This window comes from Streptomyces sp. NPDC048484, from assembly GCF_040651415.1.
GTDB lineage: Bacteria > Actinomycetota > Actinomycetes > Streptomycetales > Streptomycetaceae > Streptomyces.
Map to the genome: position 1 here is coordinate 199,493 of NZ_JBEZJY010000001.1, position 22,177 is coordinate 221,669.

Annotated in this window: 11 protein-coding genes; 3 read left to right on the forward strand and 8 right to left on the reverse strand. The window is 68.8% G+C overall.

What is annotated here, in order from left to right:
* Position 1 precedes the first annotated feature (1 nt).
* The 4 genes from AB0D14_RS00865 to AB0D14_RS00880 are packed head-to-tail and all read right to left on the reverse strand — an operon-like array spanning position 2 to position 11,791.
* Complete coding sequence (locus AB0D14_RS00865) at positions 2–1,858, reverse strand: DUF1998 domain-containing protein (protein WP_362772688.1); 1,857 nt, start codon at positions 1,856–1,858, stop codon at positions 2–4.
* Positions 1,855–5,106 (reverse strand): helicase-related protein, encoded by a 3,252-nt coding sequence (locus AB0D14_RS00870; RefSeq protein ID WP_362772691.1) that lies wholly within the window; start codon positions 5,104–5,106, stop codon positions 1,855–1,857. The genes AB0D14_RS00865 and AB0D14_RS00870 overlap by 4 nt, the downstream gene beginning before the upstream one ends.
* The gene (locus AB0D14_RS00875; RefSeq protein WP_362772693.1) at positions 5,103–7,010 is read right to left on the reverse strand and encodes a UvrD-helicase domain-containing protein; all 1,908 of its coding nucleotides are present in this window, start codon (positions 7,008–7,010) and stop codon (positions 5,103–5,105) included. Before AB0D14_RS00875 ends, AB0D14_RS00870 begins: the two co-directional genes overlap by 4 nt.
* Positions 7,007–11,791 carry a DEAD/DEAH box helicase gene (locus AB0D14_RS00880; protein WP_362772695.1) on the reverse strand — a complete coding sequence of 1,595 codons (4,785 nt, stop codon included), beginning with the start codon at positions 11,789–11,791 and terminating at the stop codon, positions 7,007–7,009. The genes AB0D14_RS00875 and AB0D14_RS00880 overlap by 4 nt, the downstream gene beginning before the upstream one ends.
* 663 nt (positions 11,792–12,454) lie before the next feature.
* On the opposite strand from AB0D14_RS00880, the gene AB0D14_RS00885 reads away from it, so the two are divergent.
* Genes AB0D14_RS00885 through AB0D14_RS00895 form a run of 3 tightly spaced genes read left to right on the forward strand, consistent with a single transcriptional unit; the run spans position 12,455 to position 16,469 of the window.
* Positions 12,455–14,578: a helix-turn-helix transcriptional regulator gene (locus AB0D14_RS00885; protein WP_362772698.1), complete on the forward strand. Its 2,124-nt coding sequence runs from the start codon at positions 12,455–12,457 to the stop codon at positions 14,576–14,578.
* Positions 14,575–15,567 carry a hypothetical protein gene (locus AB0D14_RS00890; protein WP_362772701.1) on the forward strand — a complete coding sequence of 331 codons (993 nt, stop codon included), beginning with the start codon at positions 14,575–14,577 and terminating at the stop codon, positions 15,565–15,567. The genes AB0D14_RS00885 and AB0D14_RS00890 overlap by 4 nt, the downstream gene beginning before the upstream one ends.
* Positions 15,564–16,469 (forward strand): DUF6339 family protein, encoded by a 906-nt coding sequence (locus tag AB0D14_RS00895; protein WP_362772704.1) that lies wholly within the window; start codon positions 15,564–15,566, stop codon positions 16,467–16,469. The genes AB0D14_RS00890 and AB0D14_RS00895 overlap by 4 nt, the downstream gene beginning before the upstream one ends.
* On the opposite strand, the gene AB0D14_RS00900 is transcribed toward AB0D14_RS00895, so the two are convergent.
* The 4 genes from AB0D14_RS00900 to AB0D14_RS00915 are packed head-to-tail and all read right to left on the reverse strand — an operon-like array spanning position 16,397 to position 22,147.
* Complete coding sequence (locus AB0D14_RS00900) at positions 16,397–17,788, reverse strand: DNA cytosine methyltransferase (RefSeq protein ID WP_362772707.1); 1,392 nt, start codon at positions 17,786–17,788, stop codon at positions 16,397–16,399. The genes AB0D14_RS00895 and AB0D14_RS00900 overlap by 73 nt on opposite strands.
* Positions 17,785–18,792: a DNA cytosine methyltransferase gene (locus AB0D14_RS00905; RefSeq protein WP_362772709.1), complete on the reverse strand. Its 1,008-nt coding sequence runs from the start codon at positions 18,790–18,792 to the stop codon at positions 17,785–17,787. The genes AB0D14_RS00900 and AB0D14_RS00905 overlap by 4 nt, the downstream gene beginning before the upstream one ends.
* Positions 18,785–19,231 carry a very short patch repair endonuclease gene (locus AB0D14_RS00910; protein ID WP_362772712.1) on the reverse strand — a complete coding sequence of 149 codons (447 nt, stop codon included), beginning with the start codon at positions 19,229–19,231 and terminating at the stop codon, positions 18,785–18,787. The genes AB0D14_RS00905 and AB0D14_RS00910 overlap by 8 nt, the downstream gene beginning before the upstream one ends.
* 15 nt (positions 19,232–19,246) lie before the next feature.
* Positions 19,247–22,147 carry a Z1 domain-containing protein gene (locus AB0D14_RS00915; protein WP_362773139.1) on the reverse strand — a complete coding sequence of 967 codons (2,901 nt, stop codon included), beginning with the start codon at positions 22,145–22,147 and terminating at the stop codon, positions 19,247–19,249.
* Positions 22,148–22,177: the final 30 nt, after the last annotated feature.

Here is a 22,177-nt window from a genome sequence, read left to right on the forward strand (position 1 = left end):
CTCAACCGGTCAGGAGGTCGGCGAAGAACCCGATGGACGGATCTTCCGGAGTGCCCACCAGCAGGGCGCGGTCGAGCAGGCAGTTGTTGTGCTCGCAGCTCGTCTCCGGAAGCATCACGCAGGCGTGACAGGCGGCGAGGTTGGTGGAACCGGTGCCGGTGGCCTCGGACTCGATGCACAGGGGATCGGCGGAGCACCACTGCGCGCGGTGCACGGCCGAGCGCAGCGCCTGGGCCAGCCGTGTCGGCTCCCCCTGGGCGACGACACCACCGAGGCTGCCCGCCGAGTCGCTGGTGGCCGTGTATATCAACAGGCCGGCCATCGTCTCGTCCGCGTACAGGCGCTCGCGCAGGGAGGCCGCCGGATAGCCGGCGTTCAGGCTCCACTCGTTGATCAGCGCGTGGGCCAAGGTGTGCAGCAGCACCATACGAGGTTCCGCCGGCGAATCGGGGACCTGCGCGGGGTCGGAGGCCCGCTCGCGCAGCAGCCGCTCGTGGTTGGCGCGGATACGGTCGGTCCGGGCGGCCACCGCGGTGGAGGCGGCCCACCTCTCCAGGCGATCGTCGTCCAGGCGCAGGAAGACGCCCTCGCCGTGGACCTCCATGGCGGGCAGCCAGTTGATGGGGTGCAGCGACAACGCTGCCTCGTGCACCTCGACGTTGGAGTCGGGGGCGGTGACGCGGGAGAAGGCTTTGAGCGCACGGACTTCGCGCAGACGCTTGACGAGCATCGGGGTCATCACGCCGGTAGGGAGGAGAGGGGCGCTGTCGCCGGACGGCGGCTCGCACACGAACTGCTGGCGTCGGTCGTTGTCGGCCTCGGCGTTCCCGGCGCAGAGACGCTCGTACTCCTGCCTGCGCAGGGCGAGGTAACGGTGGTTCTGTCCGCCGGAAGACCCGTCGGGATCGGGGTCCTCCTGGTCCTCCGCCTCGATCAGGGCGAGAACGGCGTCGGTGGAGATCTCCTCGTTCGGGAACGCTCCCTTGAGGTAGATCTCCAACTTCAAGAGGTCGGTGGCGTACTCGCGTACGGTGTCCCATCGCCCGGAGAGACGATCGGCGAGGCCGTCGCTCCAGGGTGGGATCGACAGCGCCGACTTGAGGACCGGAGCCCACACGACCGAAGAACCACGCTGGAGCGTGCGCGGCGGCTGGGCGCACGGCTTCACGGGCGCGTCCTTCAGCCACGGACACCTACCCGAGCAGGGGACCTTGAGGTCGGCGAGCGCTGAGCGGCGGAACGCGCCCTCCATCGACACCTCGGGCACGCCGCACGTGCACGAGATGAGGATGGAGCGGAGCGAGGCGGTACGACCGGAGGTACGCAGACGCAGCTCGCCGCCGCAGTGACCGGACGCGCCGTCCGCCCGGTTGCCCCGATGTGCCCACTTCCAGTAGGGGAAGTCGTCGAGGTGCCCGTGTTCGCACGCCACCACGAAGCGGGAGGGGACGAGGTCCTCCTCGCAGTCGGTGCAGATGTTCTTGCCGGGCGGCGGGTTGAAGCCCCGCACGTGCTGAAGAGTGTCGCAGCCGGGGCAGGAGTGCCAGAGCGGGAAGCGGCGTACCCGTATGCCGTCCTTGCTGCTCTCGTCCGACGCGGGGGGCAGCCGGAAGTGCTGCACGCCGAGGATGCGGGCCAGCCGGTGCTCGTAGATGATCGGCGCCTCAGCGAGGCTCCACGCCTCGTGGGCACCGTCGAGGCCGGCCACGATGAACGACTCGTTGTCGACGGCGATCAGTGAACCTACGCCGTACGTGGTGATCATCTGGGCCCGGCGAACGGCTCCGCGTCGGGGGAGGTTGTGCCGGGGGACGGTGGCGCCGGCGCCGCGACGGCGGCGGGCGGGGGGCGGGGTCATCGGGAAGCCTCCATGAAAAGGGCGGACTCGGCGTCGACGTCGCGCAGACTCCACAGAGTCGACCAGGCCTCGGCGTCCTCCGACTCGTCGTCGTAAGCCTTGAGCAGGGACGGTGTCTTCTTCCCGCGTACGGGCTCGTAGAGGAGGCTGCCGAAGAACTCGGCCTCGCTCTCCCATGAGTCCACGAACTCGTCGAAGGCGGCGGAGGTCGCCTCGTACTCCTCCTCGTCCACCCCTTGCACACGCGCCATGAGGATGGGCTTGATCTCATGACGAAGGGCGTCGACGTAGTCGGCGATGCGGCCGGCGCCCTCGTTCGGCCGCGCGGCCGGGATCAGGATGCGGGCCAGGGCGACCACGACCGCGTGCAGACCCCGGTCACGCGCCCGGGAGGAGAACGGGGTCACGGACGTCGACTCCACCTCGCGGTACAGGGCCGAGTGGAAGTGCAGGAAGTTCTCGTAGTGGGACCGGTCGCGGGAGCGCGTCGCGTTGAGCATGACGGCGACCAGGCCGGGGTGGGAACGCCCGACCCGGCTGGTGGCCTGGATGTACTCGGCGGTGGTCTGCGGCTGACCCATGACGGCCATCAGACCGAGTCGGTCCACGTCGACACCGACCGAGATCATGTTCGTGGCCAGCAGGACGTCCACGACGTCCGGGTCGGGGTAGCGCCGCTCGATCTGCTTCAGGCGGGCAGGAATCGCGCTGGCGTCGATTCGGCTGGTCAGCTCCGAGTAGCCGTCCGTACTGCGTGGAACTTCGAGCCCGTCCCGCTCGGCCAGGAGATTCAGGTACGACGCCACGTCGTCGTGCACCTGCAGCTCGGCCGCGGACAGCAGACGCAGGCTGTTGAAGTAACCGACCAGGGTCCAGTAGGCGTCGCGCACCTCGTCGGTGGTGTCGGTGCGCATCGCTTGGTGCAACAGGGTGGCGTAGGTTCGGATCAGCAAGGTCGACTGGCTGGTGCCGGGGGCGAGCAGCCCGACGTAGCGACGGCTGGCCTTGACCTCGCGCGGTGTCTCGACGGCGAACCAGGAGTCCCGCGAGTCGAGGCCCGCCGGCGGGAACTGCCGCACCTCACGGTCGAAGAGGGCCTTGCCCTGCTCGCCGGCCCGACGGATCGTCGCCGTGGAGGCGATCACCTTCGGCTGGTCGGCGAGGGCGTCGACGGCGGTCTCGTACAGACCTGTGAGGGTGCCGAGCGGACCGGAGATGAGATGCAGCTCGTCCTGCACGATCAGCTCGGGGGGCGGCGTGCCGTCGGAGCGGTCACGGTTGAAGAGCGCGGCGGTTTGCTCGCGCCACGGCATCGACGCGAACTTGTCGACGGTGGCGATGACAAGGGTCGGCCGCGCGTCGTACACCGCGTCGTCCACGAGATGCACGGGCAGACCGGAGGCGAAGTCGCAGCCGTCACCGGGACAGCGCACGTACATGCGCCGAGCGTCCTCATCCACCTCGTAGTCGTCGGCGTCCATGGCGGTCCCGCACCACGGGCAGTAGTGGAGCTGGGCCGGGTTCTCCTTCTGCAAGGTCTTGCCGGCGCGCAACTCGTCGAGCTTCCCGGCCGCGACCTTCAGCTTGTTGGGCGTGGCGGACCTACCGACCCACATGCCGATCGAGATCTGCTCGGACCCCAGCGTCTTCGGGTTCTCGCGGCGCATCAGTTCCATGGCGCAGATGAGGATCGTGGCGCGTTCGAACTGCTGAAGGGTGAGCAGCCGCAGCGTGTAGCGCATGAGGACGGTGACGCCGCCGCCCCGTTCCTTGCCGCGAATGCGACGCAGGAAGGTCGTGAAGGCGATCAGCCCCAGATACGCCTCGGTCTTGCCACCACCGGTCGGGAACCAGAGGAGGTCGGAGATCCGGCGGTCCTCGTGGTCCGCGTCCTCGATGCCGGTCAGGCACAGCAGGACGAACGCGATCTGGAAGGGCCGCCAGCGGCCCGACGCGACATCGGGTTCGCCCTCCCGACCGCCCTTCACCCAGTCGGTGCGCGCCCGCTGCTGCGCCATGGCCTGGTTGGAGAGACGGAAGGCATGCATCACGTCGGGTTCGGAGCGCAGGAGCTCGATGCCCCGGCGGATACGGCGCAGCGCCTCGCGGCAGGCGCGGATCTGCTCGTGAGCGGATTCCTCGTACGGGGTGCCGGACAGCTGGGAGGCTTCCGCGTCCTTCCGGGCGATCCACTGCTCGTAGCCGTTCACCAGCCCTTCGAGGGCGGACAGCACGTCGGCGTCCGGGCAGGTGGCGAGGTCGTGCATACGGAGCGCGGAGGCGTCGATCTCAGGGTTGGAGTCGGTCAGCAGGACCTCGTGCGTGGGCAGGAACTCGGTGCGGACCTCGGCGATCGCGGCCCGTTCTATGTCGGTGATCCCGACCTGCGGCGGTGTCCAGTCCCAGGCGGCCGAGCAGCCGTGCCCGACGGCGAACGTCGGGGCGTGCCGGTGCAGGAGCCGGCTGGTCCCCAGCTCCTCGTCGACCGCGCTGAGGGCGGCGGGGCGCTCGACGAAGGCGGAGGACCCGTTGGCGGCGGTGACGGTCAGCCGGGGCTGGAAGAGACCGTAGGCGTCCTGGAGCTCACGCTCACCCACCTTGTTGCAGTTGATCAGTGTGATGGTGACGGTGACGGTCCCCGTGGCGCTCGGCTTGCGGACCAGGACATCGAGTTCGACACCGTCGGCCAATTTCGGCTTCGGCCTCGGACGGCCGGGGTCGGTGACGTCGACCGACACCTCCGGCAGGTCGAGCACCCGACGCCTCCAGTGTTCACGTTGGTCGACGGTGGTCCTCGACTCGGCCCGCCTGGGCGCCACCTTGTGACCCTCGGAGTCGACGGGGTCGTACATGGCGGCTCGCGCCTTCACCACGATCGTGTCCGTCGCCGTCGGATCGACGGCGAACGTCAGGCCCATGCTGGAGGGCCTGCGGTCCCCGACCGACGGCAGTTCGACCGCCGGGGCCGACTCGTCCGCGTTGTCGTGGCTCAGGACCGGAGCGGCGTCAAGGCCGTCCTGCTCGGCCTCGTCCTCCTCGACCTCTCGGCGCGCTGCCCCATCGGCGGGCTGCGGATAGAGCACGCCGATGGGGTAGACCGTGATCGGCGCGTCCTGGGCGAGGACCTCCTCGCGGTCCTCGCCGACGGCGTCGTCGGCCGGACCGAGCAGGTCACGACGCAGTCTCTCGACGAGGTCCTCACGGGCCCGGTAGTGGGCGCCGTGGCGTCCGGTCGTGCTGTCGGTCATGATTTCTCGTCTCCCTTGTGAGTGCCCGGCGCGCGCCGGTAGTTGCCGAGTCCGTCGAGTCGGGGGGCCATCCACGCCCCGTGGTCGCCGAGCCCGGCGCGGATGCTCGCGGCGGCACTGCCCGCGACCGTCTCCACGCAATCCACCCGCAGTCCGGTGATCTCGACGGGCCAGCTCACCTCCCAGTTGCGGGAGATCTTCTCCACCGCGTACAGGTCCCTGCGGAAGCTCTCCGAGACCTCGCCGATCTCGTGGTCGCGGTGGTGGAGCCCGTAGGGCGGGCTCTGGTCCGGTCCCATCGGCATCTCGTGACGCAGCTGCAGGACGACCTCGTCCCCGGGGCGTACGTGGCCGAGCAGATACTCCTGCACGGACAGGGCGGTGGCATCCGGCAGGTCCGCGCCCGGCGGCTCGTCCCAAGAGACGTCCCGGTCGGCTGCGGCGATGCCGTATCGCTGGTGCGCCTTCCACCCGCCCTTGTAGAAGCGGTCCGTACGGCGCTCCCTACGAACCTGGGCGGTGTTCGGCGGGCGTACGTGACACAGGTCCGCGCGGGCCCGGGTCATCGCGACGTACAGCGCGCGGGTCTCCGCCGCCAGGTCCACCTCGGTGTGCTGTTTGCGCAGCTCGGCGGGGGTAGGCGGGGTCAACAGAAGCACCCGGTCGTACTCCAGGCCCTTGGCCCGGTGGACCGTGGAGACGACGAGCCGGGACGACTCCGAGGGCGCGAGTTCTTCGGGGAACCGGCCGTCGGCCACCGCCCGACGCACTCCGTCCAGCTCCAGGAATCCGCGCGGCCCTCGCGCCACACCACGCAGGGAACGCCAAGCCTGAGCGGGGTCGGTGCCGTCCGGCAGCGGGATGTCGGCGACGATCTCCAGGAAGCGCGCCTCGGCCAGGGTGGGCGCACCGGCGCGACGGAGGAGTTCGGCCACCCAGTACGGCACGGGGCGGTCGCGGAGCGAGCGCTTGAGGCTGTGGTCGACGCCGCGGGAGGCGAGTAGTTCCGACACCGCAAGCGCCTGGCGGTTGTCCCGGGTGAGGATCGCGCAGGTGTCGGGGTAGACCTGCAGGGCCATCAGGGTCGACGGGTCGTCGAGGAGACCCAGGTCGGGAAGGACCGAAAGACGGCCGCACAGCTCCCGGTAGAGGCGTTCGCCGTCCTTGTCCGTGGCGTCCGGGCCGAGCCGCTGGATCTCCGGGCCCAAGGACAGCGCGGTCCGCGCATCGGGTGCCTCCGCGCGGAAGTTCTCCGTCAGGTGCAGCTCCACCAGGTCGTCGGGATAGGAGACGCGCAGCCAGGTCAGGAAGTGGTCGACCTCGGCGGCCCGGGCATCTGGGTCGTCGATCTGGAAGCCGTAGATCGACTGCGCGGAGTCCCCGACCACGGTGAATCCGCACGAGTCCTGGAACTGGTCGAGAAGGGTCTCGACCATGTCGCGGCGGTCGCCGACGAGATCCTGCACCTCGTCGATCACCACATGGGAAGGCCCTCCCGCCTCGCCGGCCTCGACCGCCCCTTTCCCGATCGCCCGCGTCGCCTCCCTGATCCGCTCGTCGAAGCTGCGGCGCCCCCACTCCTCGTCCGGGTACGCCTGGGCCAGCAGGGCGTACGCCCAGGAGTCGAAGGTCTGCACGCGCACCCGCCGGGCCCGCTGCCCGTGCGTGGCGATGCGACGACGCAGCTCGCGCACGGCGGCTCGGGAGAAGCTCAGCACGAGGATCTCCCCGGCCTCCAGCGCGTCCTCCTCGCGGCCGACCAGGGCGTCGAGACGCCGGACCAGGGTGTGGGTCTTGCCCGACCCGGCGCCGGCCGTCACCAGGACGCGCGCGTCCCAGGGCTGGTCGACGACGGCCCGCTGCTCGTCGGTGAGCGCCGGGCTGTCGGCGTAGGCGTCGATCACTTCTCGCTCCAGAGGTGCTCGAACTGCGTGAAGGCCAGGGCCTTGCCGTAGTTGGTGATGTTGTCGCGGACGTTGAGGATCAGGCAGGTGTCCTTGCCGCCGTTGCGGGGACCGCGCAGACCGCGCCCGATCATCTGCTGGTACACATTGGGGCTGTAGGTGGGGCGGGCGACGACGACGGCCCGCGTCGCCGGGGCGTCGAAGCCCTGGGTGAGGACGCCGTAGTTGGTGAGCACCCGGGTCCGACCGCTGCGGAACGCGTCGATCCGGCGGCGGCGGTCGGAGGTTGAGGTGGCCGAGTCCACGGCTGCCGCGCCGATGCCCTGGCCGTTCAGTTTGGCCGCTAGGAACTTCGCATGGCTGACGGAGGTCGCGAAGACGAGCACCGGCCAGTCGTCCGGCATGCTCTTGATCTCGGCGATGATCCGGTCATTGCGGTCGTGGTCCTCCGCGAGCCGCTGCTCGGCCGCCTTGGACAGGATGCTCAGCTGTTCGGCCTGCGTCCGCTCCTGAGGAGTCAGTTCGATGGTGCCGCCGGTGAGTTCCCGATGCTCGACGCGGGCAAGCATGCCGAGCTCCTGGAGTTCGGCGTACGGATCACCCGTCGTGAAGACCCCGTCGTCCAGACGCGTGACGCCGAACCGCCGGACCAGACGCTCGGTCTCCTCGACGTTGGTGTTGCGGAACGGGGTTGCCGTCAGGCCGAGCAGGTGTCGGTCGGTGCGGGACGCCGTGAGCCCCAGGTGGGAGAGGATCTCGGTGTACTGCGGGGCGATGGCCATGTGGGCCTCGTCGACGATGACGAGCGCGGCCCGGCGCAGCCAGGTGTACGCGTCGGTGTCGAGACAGACCCGCAGCTTGGCGTCCGTGGCCACCACGAGGTGCGGCCTGTCGGTGACCGGTCCCGCCTCGTTCGTGGTCCAGAGCCGGCTGATCACGAGTGGTGTCTCCGCGCCGACCTTCTCCCACACGAACTTCCAACTCTGCACCGCCTGTTCGCACAACTCATCGCTCTGAGCGATCCACAGGATCGGGCCGTCCAACTTCTCCACCTGCTTGACCCAACGGATCACCGCCTCCGCCGCGACGCGCGTCTTGCCCGCGCCGGTGGGCAGGGACAGCATCCCTCGCTGCGGGGCGATGCGGTCCAGCATGGTGAAGACGTTCGTAGCCAACCGCTCCTGGTAGTCGTGGAGCCGAGGGAACTGGGTGGGGCCGGACACCTCGATCCGGGGATCCAGGGAAGGTGCCCTGACGCCGGCGAAGGAGTCGGGGAAGTCGAGGTCGGAGACGAAGGCGAGCGCCCGGGAACTGCCGGAGAACGACGACGGGGCGTTGGTCGGGTAGTTCGCCTGGAGGTCTCGGACGTGGACCTGCAGTATGCCGTCGCCGTGGGCGTCGAACGCCAACTGCGCGATGCGGGAACCGGAGGGTTCCGCCCCACCGAGAGCGGCCTTCTCGCTGTCCAGCAGTCCGGCGGGCAGCCCGGTGCGCAGGGTGTCCGCACCGATCAGCAGCTCCAGTTTGGTCACCACGTTCTCGGCCCCGCGCACCGCCTTCAGCGTTTCCCGGACCTTGAGGCTCTGCTCCTGCTGCTCCTGCGCGTCGAGCACCTGGCGGCAGCCCGTCTCCCGGAGATTCAGGCGCAGCTCGCGGTCCACCGCGACAAGCGCCTCCAGGTCGGTGGCGGGTTCCATGACCAGTACGGTCGTGCCGTCCAGCGCGCTCTTCAACGGGGTGGGCTTCATGCCGTTGGGGGTGCGGAGGACCTCCTCCAGCTCGGAGCAACGCAGCAGGGAGTACTCGTTGGCGGCCTTGCCCACACGCTGTCGGAGCGTGGGGTAGGCATCGCGCAGCGGGATCGGCTCACCGGCGGCCACATGCCGGGTCTCCTTGCTGATGACGTCCGCGTACGGCAGCATGCCCCACTGCTTGACGAGCAGTGCCGCGTCCCCGGGGGAGGCGGTGAGCAGGGCGGGTACCTGCTCGGCGCGCAGCGCCTTGTACTCGGCCGGCGTGGCGGCCACGGCGATCTCGCCGTCCTCACGGGTGCTCCACTCCGTGCCGACGCGGCAGCGGGTGAGGGAGTCCTCGGGGAAGGCGACCTCCAGGCGGGTCAGCATCACGTACATGTTGCCGACGAAAGCGTCGTCCTCGCTCTCCCTCAGCTGCTCCAGGAGCTGGTCCCAGTGCTTGTCCGGCACCTTGTCGAGGCTGACGGGGAGGCCCAGCTTGCGGGCCTTCTCGGAACTGATCGCCGCGACCGGCAGCAGGTCACGGTAGGCGTCGAGTTGCGGGCCGACGGCCTCGGTGAGCGGCTTGAGGCCCTGGGAGGTCTTCACCCGGCCGTGGCGCCGGAGCATCCAGTGCAGGGGCGAGGCGACGGCCTGACGCGTGCCGACCTGGACGCCGAACTGGCGCGTCCAGCGGTCGATCACCGAGTCGTCGGACAACGCCGCCACGAAGGCGGCCTTCGCCTCGTCCGACATCAGCGGAAGCAGGTGAAGGGGACCGCCCACAGCGGCGCCTTCGAGCTTCATGCGGGTGATCTGCGGCCGGGACGCACGGTCGTCGAGCTGTCCCAGGTAGAGCTTGTAGGCCCACTCGCGGTACTCCCGCTCGTACCAGTCCTCACTCTCGGGCCGGTAGCCACCCGTCGGCCGGTCGCGCAGACCCACCTCGCGGAAGAAGCCGGCGTCGTCCGAGTGGAAGCGCATGTCGACCGTGAGGGACGGGTCGGACTCGGCGGTCACCACCGGGCCGGGAAGCATGGTGTTGCGCATCGGGCGGTATGTACCGTCGGTCACCCGGACGTGGAGCGTGGTGAGGGGAGTCGCTACACGGGAGCGGACCTCGTTGGAGACATGGCTGCCGCCCGCGCTGTGGAACAACTCCCAGAAGTGGTTCCAGTCCTGGGGCGCGTAGTTGTCGAAACCCTGGTCCAGAACGCCGACGAAGCGACCGCGTGCGTCCGCCTCCTGGATACCGACGGTGTTCAGGGCCATCGACAGGGAGTCGTCGTCGGACAGCCCGGCGTGGACGTACACCAGGTCGTCCTTGAGCCCGTCCTGCACCGACCGCCGGAAGACCTTGCCCGCGACCGGCGGGACGAGGCCGTGGTCCTCGGTGAGTACGACGCGTGCCCTGCGGGCTTCGACGGCGTAGGGGGAATCCACCCCGATCACGTCGGCGACGATTCGGATCGCGGCGGCGGAGGACGCCGGGGTCTTGTCCGAGACGAGTGCCTCCAGCCACTCCTTCACCGTGGAACGGTTCAGCTCGGCGGCTTCCAGGATGTGCTTGACCTTGCCCGCGCGGAGGTTGTCGGCCTCGGCCGAGGGGTGCAGCCAGTTCGTGGGACGGCCGGCGTAGGCGTTCCACATCCCCAACCACCGTACCTGGTCCCTGGGAGTGGCCTTGCCCAGGTCCGGAGGGAAGTTGAGGTCACGAGGGGTCTGCAGGACACCGTCCTGGTCCGGAAGCGAGGGACGCTGGACCGTCACCGCCCAGATGTGGCGGGTCAGGTAACGGTCGGCCCAACTGACGGTCTCCGACTCACGGGCACGTCCGGGCAGCAGCGGAAGGTAGGCGGCGGGGTCCTCGGCGGGCGCCAGCTTCGGCAGGGAATCGACGACGAGGCGTGCCCCGACCTGGATCAACTCCTCGTTGAACGGTGACGAGTCCAGCAGGTTCTGCCGGTCCTCGTTGGTCTTCCAGGCGCCGTTGAGGTATCCGCTCAGGGTGATGTCGTACTTGGTGGGGAAGAACGACCAGAACTTGCCCCGTCCCCTCGGGGAGGTCAGCAGGCCGGTCGCCTCGTCCTTGGTGTACGCCGGGACCGCCCACGAGACGTCGATGGCGATCCGGTCGTGCATCTCGCCGGCGCTGAGACGAGCCCGTTCCGTGGGCTGATGGGTGTGTGTGAAGACCTTCCATCGGTGGGCCGTCACGGGGCTGCCGGTGCGCTGCTCGTGGACGGTACGGAGATGACCGTCCTGTTCCGTCCTGAGCACTCGTCGGACCACCGGACGAAGTCGCCGGTCTTCAAGGGTCACTTCGCCCACGTGCGGGGAGAACAGCTGAAATCCGGCCGGGAAGCTGTCGCGTACCGGGCTGGTGCCGTTCCCTTCCTTGCGCGGGGAGAGGGGGACGGCGTGCATGTCGTAGGCCAGCTTCTCGTCGGCCTTGGGGAGCAGCGGCAGACGGACCACCGTGGTCGCCCACCCCATCAGCTCGTCGAGCGTCTGGTCCCTGCTCCGTTCGGCCGCCTCGTCGAGGGGACGCGCCATACGCAGTACCGGCGCCTCGAAGTTCTCACCGAGGTGCTCGACCCCGGGCACGCCTTTGATCTGCTCGTACGCCCATTCACGGTCGAATCCGAAACAACCCGTACGACTGAAGAACTCAGGAGCGTCCGACACGACGAGTACCGACTTCACGCCGACACCGAAGCGCCCGATCTGGCCACCCCGCTTTCGGGACATACTCATCCGAAGAATGGTCTCGGCGCCCTCGGGAGTGACGGGAGTTCCCTGGTTCGCGCAGTAGAGGTGCGTCTCCGTCAGGACGACATGCACCTTTCCGCCGGGCTCGTCGGCGATCTCGTCGGCGGCGTTCTGGACGAGTTCGAAGAGCTGACGGTCACCGTAACCACCCTGGGTGATCCGTCTTTCCCCGTTGGCGTGCTCCGGAATGAGTCCGGGGTCGACACGGTAGGTCTCCAGGACGCGAGCGGACTGCTCGACGACGGTCTTGATCACAGGCGTTTCGACAGCGGTCATGGCGGGACTCCATTCCAGGAACAGCGAGTACGAGGGAGCGCGGAAACCGGTCGCCTGCATCCGGCCCAGGCGCGCGGTGCGGTGCGTTGGTAGGCGTAGTCGCTGCTCGTGGGGTCAGCGGTGAGGGTGACGGCAGGGACGCGATGTCGGCGCCGATGGTTCCTGTTTCCCTGTGAATCAGGGGTAAGAAATCGTTTCTCCCGTGCCGCGTCGAACGTGCGGGAGTCCCGCGTCATGTGTCGGAGACAGGAAAAGAAAATGACTGGTCACGGGAACCCATTCGTATGCGTCGAAAGAGACTGCTCGTACAGCACGGCAGGGGCGCACGAATGGGGGGAGGTCCGGTGACCTACGGCGCACTGAAACCAAATTGAAAGGAAGGGTCACGTGGCGGTGGACCGCGTTTCCTGACGGGAGGTTAGCGACTTCTGTTCGAGTGGCGCAAGGGGGCGCTGCGGAATGAGGGCCCCCACTTGTTGCGGAGGTCGGAGGAGTAAAAGGGATGCATGGCGCACAGGGTGATGAATGGGGGCGAAAGAATCTGATCCTTCATGACAACGTTCCTGGGGTCGGAAGGTGCTCGTCAAGTACTCTTTGACAGGTCGCTGTCGCGTCAACCGATCCGTGCCGTGGTCGAGACGGTGACCCGAGAGAGGGGGAAGCGTGGAGGTCGGAGAAGACTTCGGGCCCTGGCTGGCCCGTCAGCTCCAGCTGACGAGGATGAAGCAGACGGAGCTCGCCGAGGCGGTCGGGGTGACGCGTGCCGCCGTCTCCGCCTGGATCACCGGCCGGGCCGAGCCCCGCACGGAGACGATCAACAAGATCGCCGAAGCGCTCAAGTTGGACGTCGGAACGCTCCATACCCGCACCACCGACACGCTCGCCGGCCTCCCGATCACCTGGTACCACCGCCCCGGACACGCCGACGGAGGGCGGGAGTTCGGCAACGCGGCGGCCTTCGCCTTCGAGGCCGACCTGGAGGTCCTGGCCCGCGAGGCGACCCAGAACAGCCTGGACGAGCGCCGTAGGGAGAACGAACAGCCGGTCCGCGTCCGCTACACCCTGAACGAACTGACCGGCGAGACCCTGGCCCGGTTCCGTACGGCCATACGTTGGGACGACCTGTTCCCGCACTACGAGAGCGCCGCCGCGCAGAACCAGAAGGTCGGTCGTGTCATCAGCGCGGGTCTCCGTGAGATGTACGACCGCGACCGTCTGGTGCTGCTTCGCGTCGACGACTACAACGCGAGCGGTCTGACGGGCGACGACTACGCAGACGGTCGCTTCGCCGCCGTCGTGCGTCGCCAACTCGACAGCCGCAAGTCCGACTCGGGTGCCGGTGGCTCCTACGGTCTGGGCAAGGCCACCCTGTGGGCGACCAGCCGGCTGGGCCTCGTCCTCATCAACTCCACCCTCGCCGAAGCGCACGAGGGTCGCACCGACCGACGGTTGATCGGGCGCCTCGACCTGCCGTGGCGCGAGGTGGACGGCAAACCGTACGCGGGCCCCGCCTGGCTCGGCCGCCCCGACGCCGAGTCGGACAACGTGGACGTAGTGCGTTCCTGGTGGGCGGACGAGGACACGGTCAAGAGTCTGCACCTCGATCGCGAGAGCGACGATCCCGGCACCTCCTTCCTCGTCGTGGGAGCGCACGACGTCGCCAGTCTCGCGGGGGCACGGCCGGACGGCGGCCCGAGCGACGACGAGGACAGTGTGGAACGCATGCACAAGCGGCTGGTCCAGGCGCTCGGCCGCAACTTCTGGGCGGCGATGACGACGGGTGGTGACCGGCAGCCGCTCCTGGAGGCGTCGGTCCGGACCCAGCGCAACGGCGAGGAGTTCCTCAAGGAGGAGCGGGTCGACCCGATGATCTACCAACCGGCACGCTCCCGGGCCTTGCAGGCGTTCCTCGCGGGGAACACGGTGGAGCGGATCACCGAGGTGGGTCAGGTGGCCGCTGTCACCGTGCCGTTGAAGGTGCCGGACATCGCGGGACGTCCCGGCTCGGGCGGCGAGCACCGAGCCGTGCTGCTCGTCACCGATGCCTCGGACTCCGACGGGAAGTCGAACCAGGTGACAGCGATGCGCGGCAACCGGATGACGGTCAGAACCAGTCGGGTCCCCGACCTTCCCATGGGAACCGACCCGTTCCAGGCGGTCCTCCTCGCGGGGCGCGCCGCGGGCGAGGGCGCCCCCTTCGCAGCGGAGGCGGAGGAGTTCCTGCGTACGTCGGAGCCGCCCGAGCACAACAAGTGGAGTCAGACGGAGGAGTTGCGTATGCGCTACTCGCCGTCGGCCCACCGCCGGATCGCGGCCCTGACGACGGCGACGAACAAGGCCGTGAAGGAACTGGCCGCCGTCCCGAAGGAGAAGAAGGACAGCAACGGTACCGGCAAGGTACGCAAGCGGCTGAAGGTCTCCGGCAAGGCCGCCGCCAAGGGCAACATGGCCGTGGCCCTGCCGAAGCTCGACGATCTCGATGCCACGGTCGGCACCGACGGAGCGTGGCAGGTCACCGCTGAGGTGAAGGTACCCACGGGCGGTGAGACCTGGCACATGAGCCCGGTCGCGAAGTTGGAGGTCAGGTCCGGTCCACGCCCCGTGGTGCGGTGGGCCGAGCTCGTCGCGGTCAGCAACTGTGAAGTGGTCGACGGTGTGCTGCACTTCGCGCCCGGCGCGCGCCGCGCCTCCTTCCGAGGAGTCACCGACGTGTCCACGCACCCCGTACGGGCCGCGCTGACCGGTCTCGTCGTCGAGCTCCACACGGGCAGGGGAGACAGCGCATGAGGGCCTATCCGTACCCCCGCCCGTCCGGCCCCGTGACCATGCGGGTCACGGCCGTGCGGCTGAGCGGTCCCGGCGAGGCGCGGGAGGATCTGGACGCCAAGGGTTACTCGGTCGTCGAACAGGTCGTGGCTCTGGGGCGTGCCGAACGCCCGGATTGGGAGACGGCCCGGCTCAAGCTGTCGGCGACCGTGCCGGCCCGGGAGATCGAGACCAAGGGACATTGGTCGGACATGACGGTCGTCGCCGTCCTGACGGAGAAGGCCACCAACGCCCGAACCGTCGCCCGGCTGGAGCCGGACGGATCGGACAAGCGGGATTGGACGGGAACCGTCACGCTCGCCCGACCCGACCACCTGGACAGGGCGACGCTCTCCGTCCACGTGGTGGCCACGGTCGACGGCGTACCGGGCCGGATCATCGCCTCCTCGGAGCGGGACTGGATGGTCGACGTGACGGCCGACGTGCCGCTGCGGGACCGTCAGTTGGACGTCGTGACGGTCAGCTTCGCGCGTGCGGCCGAGTGGCTGCGTCCCTTCCGGGACGCGCCCTGGATGGTGGACACGTCGGGCCGGATGCCGACCGTCCGTCTGAACACCGACTTCGAGGGCCTCACCGCGTTGGTGCAGGGGGCGGGGACCAAGGTCGAGAGCTTGGTGGGCGAGATGCTGCTCTCCCAGTTGTGCACCGACGTATGGACCGCCGTGTTCCACACCGCAATCGGCGACCTGGAGATCGAGGACGACGGCACGCCGCTCCTCCCGCCCGACTGGCGGGGCGAGGTGCTGCGCGAGATGCTGCCGGACGTCGTGCCCGGACTATCCGTCGAGGACGCGTTGCGCGAGGTGCACGCCCGTCGCACCGGGGACGGGACCTGGGCCGAACTCCAGCCGCGCATCCACTACGCCGCCACGCGCCGCGCCGAGGTACCCAAGACGCTGGGCGAGACCGTCCGTGGCATCGAACGACTCGACCAGGAGGCCACCGCGTGACCGCAAGACCCGAGCACCTGCCGGAGCGGCTGGCCCTGCTCGCCGACATGCAGGCCGCCACATACATCACCGAGGGCCTGCTCACGGGGCGTGAGGACGTCCCCTCGATCGCGCTGAACAAGGCCACGGAGGAGCTGCCCGTCGACGACGCCCGATTCCGCCTGCGACCGGTGCGGGACCTGATCGACGACGTCATGTACAAGTTCCGCGACGACGAGCGACCTCCGACCGCGGCGGACGCCTGGCTGGCCCCCCGCCTGCACGCCACGCTCCGACTGACCCGCCGGGAGGCGGCGGACGCACGGCTGTGGTCCTACCTGGCACTCGGGGCGGCTCCGGACTACGTCGTCCGGCGCCACCTGCCGACGACGCCGAAGAAGGACGGCGGCGCGTCGAGCGTCGCCCGGGTCAGGTTCCGTGGCCCGCACTACACACAGGCCTTCGCTCGTCTGTGGTGGGCGGCGGAACTGTTCCGCAACGGTCCCGACTATTCCCCGGTCGTGGTCGCGTGCGGGAATCAGGACATGCTCAACACCGCACTACGGATGGACGTCGTCGACCACCGCCCGACCGCTCTGGCGCTCGTCCGCCTCATCGAACGTGAGGTGATACGTACCGGCCGTGAGGCCAACGCGCTGGCTTCCGCGGTCAACGCGTCGGCCGCCACGCTGATGTACGACGTGGTCGCGCAGGACTCCGAGCGGGACGCGGAGCCTCTGCGCGACTGGATCGCAGCGGCGGAAGGGGCTTCCCCGGTCAGTCGCAACGCGCTGCCCGAGGGCCCGGAGGAAGAGCGTGCACCTGAGAGTTCGGTGGCGGTGCTCGCCGACTACTTCGAGGGGCTCTTCGCGGATGCCCCGGTGCGGGGGCGTGAAGTCGTGGAGGAGCTCTCGGCAGGCTGATCGTAAGGGTGGCCGGTCGGACAGGCTCGCTTCAGCGGGCACCCTTCGAGCCGGAGGTCGGCGCTGCGCAACACATCGACGGAACCGGCCCACCTGAGGTTCAGCCCGTCCGGGAAAGAGGGGGTCAGGCCGAGCGCAACTCCCAGGACGTGCATGCCGAACAGAGGGGGCACCGCATTACCGACCTGCTGCGCCTGGTCCCTGCCGGACCATGGGAAATTCCCGGGGAACGACTGGAGGACGCCGGCCTCATGAATGGTGAAACGAGGCAGAGGCTCCCCGTTCTCGTCCATCGGTCGGTTGCGGGAAACCTTCCCCGTGACGGTGAATGAAGGTTGGTCCCAGTGCCGGATTCCCCGATTCTTCGGATCCCCGCCGGATCCGTAGTTGGAGACCACGTAGAATTTCGAGTCACGCGGAATCGAATCGTGGGAGGAATCCAGCTCTTTTTTCGCGGCGAACAATGCGGAATGCATGGAGCGCCACGGTTCTTTCGACTCCTCCTCTTCGGGTTTCTTCGATTCGACGGCGAACAGGGTCGCATCGTCCCCGGCAGTTTTGTTTCGAAGGGTGACGAAACGGGCGTGTGTGGGACCGGGCAGTTCCAAGGGCTTGTCCGGGTGCTGCTCCCCGTCGATGAGGCGGGCGATGAGAACTGCTCGTTTGCGGGTCTGCGGGACGCCGTACTCCTCGGTGCGTAGTACGTCGTAAGCGACCTCGTACTTCACGTCCTCGTTCTGCACCTGTCCGGAACTGTCGAGACGCGGACGCTTGATCACACCACTGGCGAGCACCTTTGCGTATGCGCGCCAAACCTCGTAGACCGCGGGTACCTGCTCCAGGACGATGTATTGGTACGGCCCTCTGCCCGAGGTGATTGCCTTGAGCAGATAGCGCAGCGGCTCCAACACCAAGCGGGTACGCCCATCGAGGTCCTCGAGCTTCTTGTCGACGAGCTGACCTTCTGGATCTTCGATCAGCTCGTCGATTAGTTCCGTCACCGTGTTCAAGGCTTCCCGCCCGGCGCCGTTCCCCGCGATGGAGAACGACTGACAGGGCGGTCCGCCTGCCAGAACCCTTGTGTGCGGGACCTCTTCATAACGCTCCTCGCGCATGACGGTCACATCGGCGTGAATGGTCGGCAGGCCGGCCCGGTAACGCGTTTCGCATGCGTTACCGTCCAACTCGATACCGACGCTGGTGAGACCCAGGAAATGCGCTGCGACATCCAATCCGCCAGGGCCGGCGAAGAGGTCGAGGACGTCGTAGTCAAATGATCTGTCCTCGGGGTCGTGCGTCTGTGGTTCCGGGTTGCTCATGTGGCCGAAGTGTAGCCGGCCGGCGACCGTGATCGTCGCCCGAGTGCCTCGGCCACCACGCGTCCCAACGCCTCACCGACGGCGGGTGGGGCGGCGTTGCCCACCTGCCGATATCGGGCGGTCTTTCCACCGGCGAAGCGCCAGTCCGCGGGGAAGTCCTGCAGCAGTGCCGCCTGCGCCACGGTGATCTTCACCAGCCCCTCGTCGCCCAGAGCGGGGTCCCACGCGAAGTCGTGGTCGGGGACCTCGTCACCGAAGGACTTCGTGTAGACCCCCATCCGCTTCCACTGGGCCTTGGTGCCGCGCGGCCCGAAGTCCGCGCCCCCTCGCGCCTTGGAGCCGCCCACGAGTGTTGGAGCTACGTGCACGGCTTGGGCGGCCCAACGGTCGGCATCCGACCAGCCCCGGGACCGCATCGACGGCGCCAGTGCCTGACCCACCGATACATGTCGGCGAACGGTAGGCACGGGCGGCTGGAACGCCTCGGCCCACTGGTGCTTCACAGCCACGAGGACACCCGACTCGCGATCCTGCGGCACTCCGAAATCGGCGGCGTTCAGGACGAACCAGCGCAGTTCGTAGCCGAGGTGTTCCAACTCGCCGCGCAGGAAATCACGTACGGGTGCGAAGGAGTCCTTGTCGACCAAGGTGCGCATGTTCTCGATGATCAGAGCCCGCGGTTGTACGGCGTGGGCGAGGTACGCGGTGGCCTCGATGAGCCGGATCTCGTCGTCGGACGAGTCGCGTGTCACGGTCGCGTTCGATTTCACTCGGGGAAGGCCAGCCGTCAGCACGTCCACGTCGTACGCTTCCGGGTGCTCCGAAGGGTCGAAATCCAAAAGATCCTCTTGCACCACGTTCCAGTGTGGGCGGTTCATCAGGAGTGTTTCGCACGCATGCGGGTCGATGTCGAGGAGCAGCTTCGATTCGAAACCGGCTCTCTCCAGCCCGAGCGCGAGACCCCCCGCGCCTGAGCAGACATCGATGAACGTCAGCTCACTCATCGTTCCGCATCCCCCTATTGCTGTGCCGCTGTCGGTCCACCGTCGCCGCCACCCGCTCCGCCACGTCCCCCGGTGCCTCGTGCTCCCAGAAGCGCAGCACCGTCCACCCCGATGCCGCCAGATGCCGCGTCGTCTCCGCGTCCCGGGCCATGTTGCCGTCCAGCTTCTCGCGCCACCACTCCGCGTTCGCCTTCGGCCGGGTCGCGTGCTGCGGGCAGCCGTGCCAGAAGCAGCCGTCCATGAAGACGGCCACCTTGGCGCGGGTGAAGGCGATGTCGATCGTGCGTCGGGACATCTCCGGGACCCGCACGTTGAGGCGGTACCGATGACCTGCGGCATGGAGCAGCTTCCGCACGGCCACCTCGGGCGCGGTGTCCCGTCTCGCCTGCCGACTCATCCTCGCGGAGACGGCGGGCGAGGACGGTTTCGCGGTGTTCATGGACGTTTCCCGTGCTCAGCTGTCCTGGCGATCGACGATCGCGTGGTCGCTCCTGCCGTTGTCCCGGGCCCGGAAGCGCAGCAGGCCGCGTCCCGCCCGTGCGGCGCCGCCCGGTGCGACCAGGGTAAAGGCCATGACCAGACGACGGGGGTCGACCGAGCCGTCGGAGGACAGCACGGGATCGGACTCCACGACCGGGTACAGCACGACGGCGCCGCGCCGGGGGCGGACGAGTGACTCCACGGCTCTGTGGCCGTGAGGCGCCCTGCCGGCCCCCGCGATGCGCAGGACGGCCGGCCGGTGCTTGGGCTCGCTGATCGCACCGAACAGGTCGTTCCGGCGCCGCGTACGACGGGCCAGCGACAGCGGTCGCGATCCGAGGACACGCCCCTCGGTACGGCGGCCCGACGTCTGCTGCGGGGCGATCACGACCCAGTCGTCGATGGGCGGGTTGAGGTTTCCCGCCTCGACCAGGGACTCCAGGTGGGGGGAGAACTGACGCGGCTCCGACCAGCGCAGCTCGCACAGCACCTTCAGGAGGGTGTCGTGGTCGACGGTGGAGACGAGTGCCTCGTACTCGGTTCCGCCGCAGGCGAGGGTGACCGGCGGCGTGTCGAGACGGTCGAGGACCGGTTTCCACGTCTCCACGTTGTGCCGCAGATCCCCCGTCGCCGTGGCGGCAGGGTAGGCCGACAGCTCCACCCACTCGCCCGGCGACCGGATCTCCACCAGCTCCGCGTTGAACATCTTGTTCCGCGCCGCCGGCATGAGCGTCGGCAGGTGCTGGGACACCAGGGGCGGGACCTGCGAAGGCGTCAACTGCGGGCGCCCGTCGATCAGCTCCGCGTACCGCGCCAGCTGCTCGCGGAACAGTTCCTCGTCCCGGCACACCGCCTCGAACGCCTCGTACAGGTCCGCCGTCTGGCTGCGGCCGTACGTCTCCTCGCGGCCGATGTACAGGCGTACCAGGTCGCGGTAGCCGGGGCGGAAGCCGAACCAGCGGCCCATCTGCATCAGGGTGTCCGCCTGCTGGGTCGTGCGGCGGTAGTAGGTGACCGTCAGGCCCTCCACCGTGAAGCCGCGGGACAGCTTCGTGCCGCCGACCAGGATCTTCCAGACGTGCGGCGTGCGGTCGAAGTCCAGGTCGAGCTGGTCGAAGTAGCGGTCCGAGTCGCCGTTCACGACGATGACGGGACGGCCGCCGGAACCGATGAGCTGGCGGGCGCGGCTGACGTGCCGCCGCAGTTCCTCGTACGAGGCGGGGGTGGGGAGGTCCGTCGCGCGGGCCTCGGTCACCCGCGCGAAGTCCGACTCCCACAGTGCGGCCAGGCGGGCGTGGCCGGTTGTGGACGCGTAACCCGCCTCGTGCCACATGGAGTTGATGCGTAGAGCGAGCTCCGCGTGGTCGTCCTTCTTCACCGACTCGTGCACGAGCATCGTGTGGTGGCGGAACGGGCCTTCCGGCACACCGTGCGCCGCCCGGTACAGCTTCAGGGCGCCGGACAGGACGAATGCGTCCATCGCCTCCTGGAGCCGGTCACCCGTCGAGTCGTAGACCCCGCGGACGTGTGACTTCTCCTGCGAGTTCGCGTACGTGCGCTCCTCGGCCGGGACCGTCGAGTCCAGATCGTGGAAGTCCTGTACGCCCATGTAACCGGCCGGGCGGGGGAGGGAGATGAGGAAGTCGGAGGGGAAGATGTCGTCGCCGTCGCTCGGGTCCACGAAGACGTTGGCGAACGGGGTCGCCGTGTAGCCGACGTACTGGGCGCGCGGCAGCAGCCCGAGGAGCTGGGATATCAGGCTGTTGATCGCCGTACGCTCGGTGCGGCCCTGCTCCCACTTCTTCGGGTTCGACGTGTTCACGGACGCCTGGTCGGACTCGTCGTCGATGATCAGGGCGGGCAGTTCGCCGAGGATGCCGTGGATCTGCTTGAGGTCCTTGACCAGCTTCTCCAGGACGGACTTGTTCTTCTTCACCACCATCACGCGGGCCGCCGCGTGGTGCAGGTTCGACGGGTCGTGCAGCGGGCGCGTCGGCTCGCGCTTCTCGAACTCCAGGGCGCGGATGCCCTGCGCCAGGCTCTTGTAGTCGTTGCCGCGCGTGGTGAGCCGTTCGATGTCGAACGCGCCACGGGTCGAGGGGCGCCCGCCGTGCCGGACGAACTCCGGCCACTCCTCGTCGTCGCCCACGTAGTCCACGCCGACCAGGCTGTCCACGTCGTCGGGGTCCGCGCCGCGCAGGATGTTCTCCTGCCCGATCAGCTCCATGTCGAGGCGGCGCTGCGTCTGCGCGCGCAGCATGTTCAGGGTGCCGCCGAGGACGATGACCAGGCGGTATCCCGCGTCGATGGCCTTCGCGGCGACACCGGTGAAGTTCGCGGTCTTGCCGGACTGTACGTAACCGACGACCAGGCCCTTCGCCTGGCGCGCGGCCGTCTGCTCCGGGTCGGCGAGGCGCTCGACCACCGCGCGGCTCGCCTCGTCGACATCGGCGACCGCCTCGGACGACCAGCCCTTGGCCCGCAGCTTGCGCTCGTACGCCCGCCAGTAGAACGAGCGGGCCTCCGCGCGCTCCGGGGTGTACCAGGGGGTGAACTCGCGGGTGATCACCGTGGCGCCGGGCACCTCGGACACCCGTACCAGCTCGTCCAGCGCCTTGCGCAGGTCCTCGCCGAGCCGCAGCCGGTTGTACGCGGCCGCGCGCCGCTCCGGAGTGCGCGGAGAGGTGTCGGCGGCCCAGGGGGCGGACCCGGCGAAGTCCCAGTCGTTGAGGTGACGGCTCCACAGGGCGAGGAGCGCCTCGTCGCCGGTGGCGAGCCGGGCGCGGAACGTCTCCTCGGTCAGGTCGGCGTCGGGGTGGTCCTCGTCGGCGGCCAGCGCCGCCCACTTGGCGAAGTGCTTCGGTCCGCTCGTCATGCCGGACAGGGCGGAGGCGTGGATGGTGAG

Bases quoted from the DNA above. Each gene is read 5' to 3' on its own strand.
- AB0D14_RS00890 (WP_362772701.1), top strand. From the start codon at position 14,575: ATGAGGGCCTATCCGTACCCCCGCCCGTCCGGCCCCGTGACCATGCGG.
- AB0D14_RS00910 (WP_362772712.1), bottom strand. From the start codon at position 19,231: ATGAACACCGCGAAACCGTCCTCGCCCGCCGTCTCCGCGAGGATGAGT.
- AB0D14_RS00905 (WP_362772709.1), bottom strand. From the start codon at position 18,792: ATGAGTGAGCTGACGTTCATCGATGTCTGCTCAGGCGCGGGGGGTCTC.
- AB0D14_RS00880 (WP_362772695.1), bottom strand. From the start codon at position 11,791: ATGACCGCTGTCGAAACGCCTGTGATCAAGACCGTCGTCGAGCAGTCC.
- AB0D14_RS00865 (WP_362772688.1), bottom strand. From the start codon at position 1,858: ATGACCCCGCCCCCCGCCCGCCGCCGTCGCGGCGCCGGCGCCACCGTC.
- AB0D14_RS00915 (WP_362773139.1), bottom strand. From the start codon at position 22,147: ATGACGAGCGGACCGAAGCACTTCGCCAAGTGGGCGGCGCTGGCCGCC.
- AB0D14_RS00900 (WP_362772707.1), bottom strand. From the start codon at position 17,788: ATGAGCAACCCGGAACCACAGACGCACGACCCCGAGGACAGATCATTT.
- AB0D14_RS00870 (WP_362772691.1), bottom strand. From the start codon at position 5,106: ATGACCGACAGCACGACCGGACGCCACGGCGCCCACTACCGGGCCCGT.